At 49.9% G+C, this 12,828-nt stretch carries 9 protein-coding genes; 6 read left to right on the top strand and 3 right to left on the bottom strand.

The features are described 5' to 3' along the window. Positions 1–66: 66 nt before the first annotated feature. Positions 67–1,257 carry an ROK family protein gene (locus tag C557_RS0104505; RefSeq protein WP_018750637.1) on the bottom strand — a complete coding sequence of 397 codons (1,191 nt, stop codon included), beginning with the start codon at positions 1,255–1,257 and terminating at the stop codon, positions 67–69. A gap of 278 nt (positions 1,258–1,535) precedes the next feature. Between C557_RS0104505 and C557_RS0104510 the strand changes: the two genes are divergently transcribed. The 4 genes from C557_RS0104510 (at position 1,536) to C557_RS0104525 (ending at position 6,694) form a co-directional block, all read left to right on the top strand. Then, positions 1,536–2,171, top strand: a complete 636-nt coding sequence (locus C557_RS0104510) for a chromate transporter (RefSeq protein WP_018750638.1) — start codon at positions 1,536–1,538, stop codon at positions 2,169–2,171. A gap of 17 nt (positions 2,172–2,188) precedes the next feature. Continuing rightward, positions 2,189–2,722, top strand: a complete 534-nt coding sequence (locus C557_RS0104515; RefSeq protein ID WP_018750639.1) for a chromate transporter — start codon at positions 2,189–2,191, stop codon at positions 2,720–2,722. Between the two features lie 212 nt (positions 2,723–2,934). After that, the gene (locus C557_RS0104520; RefSeq protein WP_018750640.1) at positions 2,935–4,449 is read left to right on the top strand and encodes a peptide MFS transporter; all 1,515 of its coding nucleotides are present in this window, start codon (positions 2,935–2,937) and stop codon (positions 4,447–4,449) included. A 22-nt stretch (positions 4,450–4,471) separates the two neighbouring features. Next, positions 4,472–6,694, top strand: coding sequence for an alpha-galactosidase (locus C557_RS0104525; protein WP_018750641.1), 2,223 nt, complete (start codon positions 4,472–4,474; stop codon positions 6,692–6,694). Positions 6,695–6,799: 105 nt separating this feature from the next. Here the strand turns inward: C557_RS0104525 and C557_RS0104530 are convergent, their stop codons facing one another. Then, positions 6,800–7,852, bottom strand: coding sequence for a hypothetical protein (locus tag C557_RS0104530; protein ID WP_018750642.1), 1,053 nt, complete (start codon positions 7,850–7,852; stop codon positions 6,800–6,802). Between the two features lie 114 nt (positions 7,853–7,966). Then, a complete protein-coding gene (locus C557_RS0104535; protein WP_018750643.1) occupies positions 7,967–8,824 on the bottom strand; it encodes a helix-turn-helix transcriptional regulator in 858 nt (285 codons plus the stop codon). A 468-nt stretch (positions 8,825–9,292) separates the two neighbouring features. On the opposite strand from C557_RS0104535, the gene C557_RS0104540 reads away from it, so the two are divergent. Both C557_RS0104540 and C557_RS0104545 read left to right on the top strand, forming a co-directional pair. Beyond that, a complete protein-coding gene (locus C557_RS0104540; protein WP_018750644.1) occupies positions 9,293–11,572 on the top strand; it encodes a beta-L-arabinofuranosidase domain-containing protein in 2,280 nt (759 codons plus the stop codon). 55 nt (positions 11,573–11,627) lie between these two features. Next, the gene (locus C557_RS0104545; RefSeq protein WP_018750645.1) at positions 11,628–12,707 is read left to right on the top strand and encodes a M24 family metallopeptidase; all 1,080 of its coding nucleotides are present in this window, start codon (positions 11,628–11,630) and stop codon (positions 12,705–12,707) included. The last annotated feature ends 121 nt before the right edge of the window (positions 12,708–12,828 follow it).

Consider the following 12,828-nt stretch of genomic DNA (forward strand, 5'->3'; position numbering starts at 1 on the left):
GCTTTTATAATGGTCATTTTGCATTTCACGGTTTGTCCTCTTTGTTGTCTACCCGCTTGAAGCCCATCATTCGCCTGTCCATTGCTGGATAACCATCATCGCTGCCCCGGTTGCTACCGCTTCATCAGTGAGCTCTCCCAGCGTGAAGACAGGATTATACTCAGGGTAATGGTACGTATTCTTCTTGGCAATCTCCAGCGCAGTATCGAAAACGACGGGATGGGCAGTTACAAGAGGGCCGCCCAAAATGACGTATTCAGGATGCAGCGCGTTGATGAGATTGGACAATCCAATCCCGAGGTAAGCGGCGGTTTCCGTGAATTGCTCCCTCACAAGCGCATCACCCTGATTTAATGCCTCAACCAGAGTAGCGAAATTGACTTGCTCGGGAGGCATGCCGGACAGCCGGCTTTCCCGACCGATCTTAAGCTGGGTACGTACCCGCTCCTCTAGCGCCGGCACGGATACGAAGGCTTCAAGCGCCCCGTAATTCCCGCTCTCCCGCAGGCGCGGGCCATTGGCTTGAATAATCATCTGGCCAACGGCTCCTTCAGTATCAGCGGCACCGCGGAGAACTTGTCCACCGGACATGGCGGCAGAGCGAATGCTGACTCCGGCATGGACGTAAAGCGCATGCTGGATATGGTTGTTGCGCAGGGCCCAATGCTCGCCAATCAGAGCCGTATTCGCCCCGTTATCCAGCTTGGCCGGGATATGCAGCAGACTTTCCAGCATGCGGCATATCGGTACGTTCTTCCACAATGGGGCCGGGAACCATTCAGGCTCCAGAATAATGCCTGTCTTCTGATTCAAGGGTCCAACAGCCCCTATACCAATGCCCAGAACGGTCTCGGAAGAGATGCCATGCTGGTCAAGGAACTGCTGGGCCCCTTGCGCGACCAGGCCGACCAGCCGTTCCGGTGTCATCCGCTCATCCATACTCCAGCGAGTGAGCGACAAGGGATTGAGGTGCATATCATACAAACCCAGCGTGGAATAAATGCGGGATATTTCCAGTCCAAATACGTATCGGTAGGCTGGATTTATTTGAAATAGCAGCGGCTTTCTGCCGCCGGTTGAATCACCGAGACCAGAGACGAGAATCAGACCTTGCGAGGTCATCTCTTCCAGTAAACGTGTCATACTGCTGCTGGTTACAGGAAAATCCTTGAGCAAATCGGCTTTGGAGGCCGTCCCGAGGTAGGAGATATGAGCATACACCTGTTTTTTGAGCGGTGGATTGGCATGAACCATCATAAATACCTTTCTCCATTCCAAGTTATTTAGTCGGAATATATCTTTAGTATAGCTGCAGTACCACAGAATTTCCAGTTAATATCATCTGAATCATTAACATAAATTCAAAAAGGATTTTTCTTGAGTATAATAACCTGATTTTTAAACTTGTCCAAGCTAGGCGAATGACCTGTAGAGACAATATTATGGATACTTTAATCCGAAATGAAATTATTTTATGTTATACTAAGATTATCACTTCGCGGTGACGCATGACAAACAGAAAAGGGTGAGACAAGATGAATCATGCACGGATCCAGCGAATACAATTGCTCGGGCAAATATTCGGAGTTTTCTTGAAGATTGGACCCTCCACCTTTGGTGGCGGGTATGCAATGATTGCCACGATTGAGAAGGAGATTGTCGACAGAAAGGGCTGGCTCGATAGCGAGGAAATGGGCAATATGGTATCCATCTCGGGATCAGCTCCCGGGGGCGTGGCTGTCAATTCCGCTGTCTTTATCGGCTATCGACTCGCCGGTGTTGCAGGAGCGGTGGCCGCCGTGACAGCAATCACGCTGCCGACCTTCGTGATGGTGCTCCTGCTCAGCATGCTGAACACATTCTTCAAGGACCATGCCAAGGTTCAGGCGGCTTTGAAGGGAATACATGCGGCCGTTGTGGCTCTTATCATTTTGGCAGCGGCTAAAATGTGGAGAACATCTATCCTTGATGCCAGTACGCTGCTCATTGCGGCAACCGCAGCCGGGCTGCTATTATTCACGGGCATCCATCCGTTGTATCTGATTGTGGGAGGACCCATTGCCGGAGTTCTTATTGTGTTGATTAAGCGCAAACTCAGGTTCACCGTGCGAACGGAACGGGCAACGACGCAGGAGAAGCATGAGCTTCATTTTCCCGAGTATTATATTTGAGAGGAGCTTTCCTGCCCATGTTATGGGAGTTATTATTAGTCTTTATTAAGGTTGGCTTTATTTCCTTTGGCGGAGGTTATGCGGTCATGACGTTGATTCAGCGGGAGGTGGAGATCGAGCAGTGGCTGAACGCGGCTGAGTTCCAGGAGGTAGTAGCCCTGGCAGGTATGGCCCCAGGCTCCATTGCCACGAACGCTGCAACGCTGATTGGTTACTCTCAAGCAGGGGTAGGGGGAGCCATTGTAGCCACGATTGGCATCATACTTCCTTCACTCCTTATCGTTATTTTTATTACGGCATTTTTTCTGCGTCTCCAGAGCAACGACTGGGTCAAGTCTTCATTTTATGGCTTGCGCCCGATCGTGACGGGTCTGATTATATATGCGGCTATTCATTTCGGGCTCAGTGGAAGAACGGAATCCTTCTTTAGCTGGACAATGGCGGGAACGTTGCTGATTTGCGGCGGCTCGCTTCTGCTGGTAGCCAAATACAAGCTGCATCCTTTTGCAGTCATTGGTTTATCGGCTATTGCCGGGATTGTTTTGTTTTAAATCTATCGATGATTCTGCTCGATGATTCTCCGATAAAAAGGGGGGTCATCTTTTTTTGTATGGAATTTACTTAAATAAAATACTCGTCCTTCCTTTATCTAGGTAAGAAATGTCCACCTATCCCAACTATCCGCTACCGTTTTGAAAAAATTTATCTGCTATATTTTAGAGGAAAGCGTTGTCAAGAAATTCGGACGAAAGAGGGAAGCACGATGAAGGATGAATTGCAGCACGGGTCGAGTTCGAACGAAGCAAGATTGGAAGAGGTCCTGGATGACAAGAAATTTTTCGGACATCCAAGGGGAGTAGGGGCTCTGGCAGCGGGGAATTTCTTTAATTCCTTTGCCTGGGGGGCCCTGTATGCCATTTTAATTTTCTATTTGTATTCCCCGTATATGAAGGGCTTGGGATTTACGCAAGGGCAAGCCGCTTCCATGGTTACAGCGATGGGGGCCTGCAACTCGATCTTTGGCATCTTCGGAAGCTGGCTGGCGGACCGGGTGCTGGGGATGCGCAAAGCTTTGATTATCGGGAATATCGTCAAAGGGACGGCTTTCGCGATTCTGGCTATACCGGCGTTTTCACTTACCCAAGGCAGGATATTTGCCTTTATCGCCTTGTTCCTGATGTCGTTGCCGATCATGGGTGCAAGCAATGCTTCGCTGACTGGACAATTGTATCGTAAAGCTGATAATGGCCGACGTGATGCGGCTTTCACCATTCATACGATTGCCAACAACATTGCCGGTCTGATTGCCCCGGTGCTGGTTGGTCAAATCGGGATGAAGAACTTTCATGTTGGCTTTTTAATTGCGGCCATCGCTGCATTTCTCTATGGTGCCGTGATTTGGGTTACTCAACATAAATTTTTTGGCCCGCTGGGCGATTTGCCGGTCAAGCCGCTGGAAAAGGGCAAGTTCAAGAGCATCTTTATCAAATTCATGGCCGTGCTGATTGTCATCCTGGGAACCATCATCACGCTGGTGCTCACGCATGTTATTTCGTTCCAGGGCGTACTGAATATCATCACCTCAGCGACCTTCATCATTCCTATTGTTTTCCTGACCAATCTGCTCAGCAAGAAGGATTTGACGGATTTGGACCGCAGACGGATGAAGCCGTTCCTGAAGCTGTTCTCCGCGCAAATCGTGATGGCTTTATGCGGTGTCATGCTGACCTCAACGGTGGCCATCTTCATCGATCAGAAGATCAATCGCAATCTGTTCGGGTTTGAAATTGCTCCCGGTTCCGTGGGGACGATCTATACGATCTTTGGGCTGGTGTTGGCCCCGGTGTTCGTCTGGATGTGGACGAAGACCCGCGCTACCCGAATCCGGACAACTTATAAATATGGTCTGGGCATTTTGTTCTCGGCGCTAGGCTATGGACTACTCACCATTCCAATCATTATGTTCAAGGATTCAGCACCCTACAGTCTGCTCTGGATGGTATTTTATTATCTGTTCCTGACCTTCTCGGATAATCTGGTATGGCCAATCGGCTCATCCCTTGTGGCTAAGCTATCGCCGGATGCCTATGAGACCCAGATGCAAACCGCCTGGGGGCAAGCGGGTACGATCGGCAACGGGATTGCGTTGATTTTGTTCAACTTTTATCAAACTGCGGACCAGCAAGTGAACCTTTTCCCAATGATGACAGGCCTGCTGCTGGTCACGGCTCTGATGATCTTTGTCTTCTCCAAAAACATTGAAAAGGACATGGTCTAGCATGTGAAAGGAGTGAGCGCGAGTGCCTATTGTCTATCATGACCGATCCAGGCAATTTCATCTTTACAATGAACAAATCAGTTATATCTTTGTTCTGATGCCAAATCATCAGCCCGGCCACCTGTACTACGGCCCCAAGCTCCGAGACCGTGAGGACTTTACCCATCTGCTCGAGCTAGGATTTCGCGACATGTCTCCTTGTGTATTTGAAGGAAACGCTCGATTTTCACTGGAGCAGGTGAAGCAAGAGCTTTCCGTCTATGGCTCGGGAGATTTGAGACATTGCGCCCTGGATCTTGTTCAGGAGGATGGCAGCCACACAACTGCATTCGAATATGCTCGGCATGTGGTGATTTCCGGCAAACCCTCATTGCAAGGATTGCCGTCTACCTACGTAGACGAGCAGGGGGAGGCGGATACGCTGCTCCTTTATCTAAGAGATGCTGTGCTGGATTGTGAGATAGAGCTGCAATATACGATTTTTCGAGATCAGCCGGCTTTGACCCGCAGCATGAAGATCATTAATCAGGGGCAACAGCATGTGAAATTGGACTGCGCTTTGAGCTTAAGTCTGGACCTGCCGGATGCCAACTATGAGATGATCGAACTGACCGGCGCCTGGGGCAGGGAGCGTCATATCGAGACGCAGCCCCTGCACCGCGGTGTTCAGGGCATCTATAGCCTGCGCGGTCATAGCAGTCATTTCTACAATCCCTTTATCGGCCTGAAACGCAGGGAGACGACGGAATTTGCCGGAGAAGTGATCGGCATCAGTCTCGTATACAGCGGTAACTTTCTGGGACAAGTCGAAGTGGACGCCTATGATGTGGCGCGCGTGATGATCGGCATTCATCCCCAGTATTTTCAGTGGAATCTGGCTCCAGGGGACAGCTTTCAGACACCGGAAGCCGTTATGATCTACGCCCAGGAGGGCTTGAATCAGATGAGCCAGGTTTTTCATGAGTTATATCGCACCAGACTGGCAAAGGGGTATTGGCGGGACAGAGCACGTCCGATCCTGATTAACAACTGGGAAGCGACCTACATGAATTTTGACGAAGAGAAAATCGTAGAGATTGCCAGGTCAGCGGCTGACTTGGGCGTGGAGCTGTTTGTACTGGACGATGGATGGTTCGGCAAGCGGAATACGGATACGACTTCACTTGGCGATTGGTACCCGAACCCGGACAAATTGCCTGATGGCATTACTGGACTGGCGCGAAAAATTACCGAACTTGGTCTGCAATTTGGCTTGTGGTTCGAGCCGGAGATGATCAGTAAGGATAGCGAGCTTTATCGCAGCCATAGCGACTGGCTGCTGGCGGTTCCTTACCGCGCAGCCAGCCCTGGCCGCAATCAATACGTGCTGGATCTGACGAAGGCGGAGGTCATTAATTACCTGGATGCTGCGTTGAGCCGTATACTATCGGGGGCGGCGATTTCCTATGTGAAATGGGATATGAACCGCTCGATGTCAGAGGTGTTTTCCACCGGACAGAACTCCGAATTCCAGGGAAGAGTCTATCACCAGTACATGCTAGGGTTGTATGACCTGTTGGACCGGTTAACCTCGAAGTTTCCAAAGGTGCTCTTAGAATCCTGTGCCAGTGGCGGAGGACGCTTCGACCCGGGGATGCTGCACTACTGCCCGCAGGGCTGGATCTCCGACGACACCGATGCTGTGGAACGCTTGAAAATACAATACGGCACATCGCTGGTATACCCGCTAAGCAGCATGGGGTCTCATGTGTCGGCGGTGCCTAATCATCAGACTCACCGTTGCACGCCACTAACGACCAGAGGGAATGTAGCTTATTTCGGGACGTTTGGATATGAGCTGGACCTTAGCCTGCTGACGAAAGAAGAGAAGGCAGAGGTTCGCGGGCAGATTACCTTCATGAAGGAGCATCGCGAGCTGATTCAGCACGGTGTCTTTTACCGCCTGGCAAGCCCGTTTGCGGGGAATATCACCGCCTGGATGGTAGTCTCGCCTGACCGGCGCCGTGCTATTGTCGGGTATTATCGCACCCTTGCCCCGGTGAACGTCGGATATCCGCGCCTGAAGCTGGCCGGGCTGGCTGCGGACCTGAAGTACTGCATCAAGGAAGCAGGAGAACGCAACTATTACGGAGATGAGCTGATGCAGATCGGTATTCTCCTAAATGACAGTACCTCAGGAGATTACACCTCGAAGGTGCAACGGGGAGATTACTTGTCCCGGCTGTTTATCTTGGAAGTAGAGTAAAATCAACCTATAGACAAGGATAAAGCTGACTTTAAGCTGCTTGGCCGGAGAGCCGGAGCAGCTTGTAGTCAGCTTTATATGTTATTAGGGTGGTCCGATTGATTATCAAGCAGATGGGGCTGGAAATTGGTTGGGCGTGCTGCTCCATGGCTCAGGGAAGGTGCATTCCGGGTAAATGGAGGCGAAGAAGGCATAACCTACAGGATCATAGGACTTCAATTCGTCACGCGTATTGACCGGACCTCTGACCCCATCCCAGGAGCCATCCTTGCTCTCTGCCATAACATTGAACCAGACGGCCGTCAGGGTAGCAAAATATTCTTCATAGTTGGAAATGGCGTAGGTATTGGGCCAAAGCCGATGATCGACGGCATGCTTATAAGCGTTGACCAACTCCCCGGCCAAGGTCTGATCCTCCAGATTGTTGATCCCGATAAGGTGAATGGCATGGCCAAATTCATGGGCCAAAATTGATTCATGCTTGTATTTGGTCTGATAAGGTCCCTCGGTATAGCGCATGATGTTCTTCTCGGATACGGAGGTCACAGGAATATCAGTCATTCCTCCAAAGCCCTCGACCTCATAGTGCAAAAAGTCGGCCCCGCCCCGGTGCTCCGGAACGTCATAGGCATTCTCTTGCAGGCCGTAAATGGCCAGAGCTGCACCGTGTTCTACCAATTTGCGGGTAATCTCCGGACGCTTGCCAAGCATGATCTCAATGATGGTGCAAGCCCTTTGATGGATCTCGAAATCGACGTTATCCGAGGATTTAATCAATATCCCTGACGAGCTGCGGGTGAAGCGGGTATAGAAGCTTTCCAGACTTTTAATGGGGTAACCTTCAAGCTTGATAAGCTGGTTGTGTGGCTTGTCACGAATCGAACCGATCACCGACAGCTTCACTTTGCCCAGATCGCCAAGCTCGATGGGCTTCTGCAGATACAGCGTTGTTCTACGCTTTGACTGTTCGTAGACACACCAGGAGTCCCAGGCTTCCTTATCCTCATTGAGATAGACCGGCAAGACCTTTCCATCAAGCTCAACCAGATAAGACCGCGGATTGCCAGCCCCTTCAACATCACTTCTCCACATGATTTCGATGCGGTGAAAATCAATGAACCGGGCTGTTTCAATTGCCCATTCAATATGCTGCACCATGTTCATCCCCCCATAATATCGGATTTGTGTAACCGCTTACTTATCATGATAGCATCCGGCGTGGTCCATTGCGGTAGCGCAAACCTTACTTTAAGTGGACGATAGTGCAGGCAGCTATTTTTTGTTGTAGTGCTTGCAGTAGAATGTTTTCCGATACTGAGTGGGGGTTACACTCTCGTATTTCTTGAAGAGGCGCATGAAATATTTAGAGTCTTCATAGCCAACCTCCGAAGCAATCTCAATAATGCTTAAATCGGTCTCAGTCAATAGCTCCTTGGCATGCTTCAACCTGAACTTGATAACTTGCTCGGAGATGCCGATGCCCGCGCTTTCCTTGTAAATGCGGGACAAATAATTTTTGTTGTACTTGAAATGCTCGGCGATTTGTTCCAAGGTGATGTCTTCAAAGGCATGGATGCGAATCCAGTCCTGAATTGGTTGCAGGCGGTTGCCGTTGTATTTCTTGTGAATGAGAAAGTGGGTAATTTCCGAGGTCAACTCATATAGCAGGCAGGATAGATAAGCGTTGAGGTAATCCTTCGGCTTCTTTTCCTGATACAAATCCAGCAATTGATTAAACATGACGTGAAACCGCCGGGAATCAATTTTGTTGGTGTACACGGGTAAAATAATCATTTTCTCCGGGTCTTTGTCGCTGATATCCTGAAGCACCTCTTCTTCACTGCGTAGCTGTAGCTGGGCCTGGGAGAAGTGCAGCCAGTGGAACTTCATTCGTCCGTCACACAGCTTGAGTCCACGATGAAGGGTGTGGGGCGGGAGAAGCAGAATTTCTCCGGGTTCTATGGCATAGGGAATATGGTCGCTCTCCATGTACAGTGTAGAATCCACGGGACTGATAATTTCGTAGCTATCGATAATCCGCTCTTTATGAATCCAGGGCTGATTGGTAATAAAAGTGCCGGCAGACAGAAAGATTGCCTGCTTGCTATAATCTTGATCCACGAAGTACATGACGTCAGCTCCTCCAATTCAAGTTGGCCATTCAGACGACTTTTTCAACTACCTCTTCAATCTGTGAACTGCCTCTTTAAAATGTGTTCAAAAAGTGGGGTTTCCAGGACCAAAGATTATGCTTCCGATGTGCGTTTTTTCAAAACGCTTGAGTTGAATGAAGCTAGGGACTGAGTAGCGGAGTACACGTTTTCGGAGAAAACGACTTCGGAAGCAGGGGTACGTGAGCAACTCAAATGTTTCTGAAGGAAACATACTACGGAAGCCTACTCTAGTCCCGGGTGAATTCAAGATTCGACGTTGAATCTACTTCTCGAACTACACCGTCCTGGGAAGACGACTTTTTGAACTACCTCTATAAGTAAATATAGTCCACCTATTCTTTTTTTCAACTACTTACTTTGAATTTTTTTTCTTGTAACATAAATGGTGTGAAGGCGATTGAAAGTATGGTGGGGAGGAAAGCTTATGTCAACCAAGAAAACGGATCTGGACATCGTTCAAGGAGACATTGACACACTGCACCTGGGGAATTTGAAAACGGTCGAGTTTGATATCCATTTGCCATCAACCGGGAAGAACGGTACCCGCATTACCTGGAAGTCCAAGGATGACCGTTGGATTGATGGCACAGGCAAGGTCAAGCAGCCCGAATACGGGAAGGGAGACCGGGTGGTTCCGCTGACCGCTACTTTCGAGTACGGGGAAGCTCAAATGCAGAAGGTCTTTGAGGTTACCATTCTGGAGGAGAAAAATACGATTCAGGTCCAGAAAATTTTTCCTGTCGAGATTCACCAACAGGTCAATCAGAAGTTCCATCTGCCTGCGGCAGTTGCGATTCAGACAGTTAGCGGGGATATTTTGTCTCATGCTGTCACCTGGAAAGAGGGAGATGAGCGTTGCTTCTCCAATCCTGGTGAATATAAGGCTGACGGTCAGCTTAAGGATACGGTCTATGAGGTAGGAGCGGTAATGGTTGTAGGAAATGAAGTGAAGGCAACGCGCGTGAAGACGCGTCAATTGGATGATATTGCGGTGCAGCAGGTGCAGCTTGAAGGAGCCTCCTTGCTAAAAACAGCGCAGGATCGGAGACTGCAATTCCTGCTGGGCGTTAATGATGATCAGATGCTCTATAACTTCCGGAAAGCCGCAGGGCTGGATACGCTTGAAGCGCCTGCGATGATCGGCTGGGATTCGGACGACAGCTTGCTGAAGGGTCATACTACCGGGCACTATCTTTCGGCTTTGGCCTTGAGCTATGCGTCCACCGGGAACGAAGAAATTCATCGCAAGTTGACCTATATGGTTGCCGAGCTGGAAAAGGTGCAGGCAGCGTTTGCCGCCGATGGCCGTTATCATTACGGCTTCCTTAGCGCCTACTCCGAGGAACAGTTCGACTTGCTGGAGAAATACACAAGGTATCCGGAAATCTGGGCGCCTTATTATACACTGCACAAGATTCTGGCTGGCCTGCTGGATAGCTATCACAAGGCGGGGATTGAGCAGGCGCTGACCATCGCTGATAAGGTGGGAGACTGGGTGTACAACCGATTAAGCGTACTCCCTCATGAGCAGTTGAAGAGAATGTGGGGGCTGTATATCGCCGGAGAATTTGGCGGCATCAATGAGTCTTTTGCCGAGTTGTACACGTATACGCAGAAGGAGCGGCATCTGATGGCTGCCAAGCTGTTCGACAACGACCGCTTGTTCTTCCCGATGGAGCAGCAGGTGGATGCTCTGGGAGCGATGCATGCCAACCAGCATATCCCGCAAATTGTCGGAGCATTCAAAATATTTGAAGCGGCCGGCGAGCAGAGATACTATGACATCGCTAAATTTTTCTGGAATTCGGTGGTGGATGCTCATATCTATTCGATTGGCGGCACGGGGGAAGGGGAAATGTTCAAGCAGCCGTACAAGATCGGCGCGCATATTACGGAGCATACGGCGGAGACCTGTGCCTCCTACAATATGCTCAAGCTGACCAAGCAGCTTTACATGTACGAGAAGGATGTAAAGTATATGGACTATTACGAACGTACCCTGCTTAATCATATTCTGGCCACAACGGATCAGGAGTGTCTGGGGGCCAGCACCTATTTCATGCCAACGAGCCCTGGCGGTCAAAAGGGGTATGATGAAGAGAACTCCTGCTGCCACGGAACCGGATTGGAGAATCACTTCAAGTATGGGGAATCCATCTATTTCGTAGATGACGATGCGCTGTATGTCAACTTGTTTGTGCCTTCGCTGCTGAAGGATGAGGATAAGGGATTGCATGTCGTGCAATCCGTACCCGAAATGTTTAACGGAGAGGTCGATCTGCGAATCGAGGCCTTGAAGCGGGCACAGCTTAAAGTGCGTAAGCCTTATTGGCATCATGGAGAGGTTGTAGTGACCGTCAATCAGACTCCAGTGAAGGAGGTAGAAGAGGATGGCTATATCGTACTTTCGCAGCCATGGAGCAAGGGGGATCGGGTGAGCATTGCTTTTGCACCAGAGCTGCGCCTGGAGTTCACCCCGGATCAAGGGGATACGGCCTCGCTGGCCTTCGGCCCCTATATTCTGGCGGCGGTCTCGGAGCAGCGGGAATACCTTCAACTGCCGGTGAACGGAGAAAATCTGGCAGCTCATTTTGAGCGGATACCCGATACAAATCGATTTACTTACAAGCAGGGCAATATCGAATTTGCGCCCTTAGCCGAGCTTAATCATGAGCATTATCATTTATATGTGAAGACCGTGTAGCTGGAGAAAGGGGGACCTTCCCCCTTTCTTTCTATTTCTATCAGGAGATGAGAAGATGGAGCGTATAACGCGTTTACTTGATAAAATGAAAGAGGAAGGGCTGCCAGCTCTATATGTAAGCAACCCGAAAAATGTCCGCTATTTGTGTGGGTTCACCGGAGAGGATTCCTGTCTGCTCTTAACCCCGGATATGGTATTCTTCATTACAGATAGCCGGTATGTTGAGCAAGCCGCGGAAGAGCTGGATAGCCGGATTCAGAGGATCTGTTGGACCCGTTCTCTGCCGGATGAGGCAGCAGAGCTGGTTCGCAAGCAGGGGATTGCCGAAATTGGCTTTGAGGGCGGGCATCTGAGCTACAGTGACGGAGAGTTGTTCAGAACGGTGGTGCCTGCCAAGACACGGGTTGTGGATGGCTGGATTGAGGAGCTCCGGGCGGTAAAAGATGAATCGGAAATAAGAAAGATTGTTGAGGCCGTCAAAATTGCGGATCAGACATTTATGCACATCCTGAATTTCATCCGTCCCGGTGTATCAGAGAAGCAAGTGGCGAATGAAATGGAATACTTCATGAAGAAGATTGGCTCTGAGAAGACCTCATTTGAAACGATTGTAGCTTCCGGTGTCCGCTCCTCTTATCCGCATGGGGAAGCCAGCGATAAGATTATTGAACTTGGGGATACGGTCATTCTTGATTTTGGGGCAACCTACCAGGGCTATGTATCTGACATCACAAGGACGATTGCCGTAGGAGAACCTAACCCTAAGCTGACCGAAATCTATGGCTGGGTGCTGGAGGCCGGCCAGGCCGGGATTGGCGCGATTCGTGGCGGGATGAAGAGCAAAGAGCTGGATGCCATCATCCGTAATCCTTTGATCAGAGAACAGGTGAATGAATATTTCAATCATGGGGCTGGTCACAGCATCGGGCTGGATATCCATGAGGCTCCCTACATCAGCTATCGTTCTGATTATGAGTTTCGGGAACATGCGGTTATGACGATTGAACCGGGCTTGTATTTACCCGGAATTGGCGGCATCCGAATTGAGGACGATGTGCTGGTTGGCAAGGAGATTAGTCGGGTACTGACCAAATCACCGAAGCAGGACTTTATTGTCTTGCCTTTTTATGATTAAGCCAGTTCTCCCGGCGCATGCCGGGATAGGGCAACCAGGTCGGGGCCAACCTCAAGAAGGAATCACTATGATAATCATTTGTTCAGATATGCCGTCTATTCAGGAATATAGGGCAGGATTA

Origin of the sequence: Paenibacillus sanguinis 2301083 = DSM 16941, from assembly GCF_000374825.1 — a bacterium.
In the GTDB taxonomy this organism is placed as follows: Bacteria; Bacillota; Bacilli; order Paenibacillales; family Paenibacillaceae; genus Fontibacillus; species Fontibacillus sanguinis.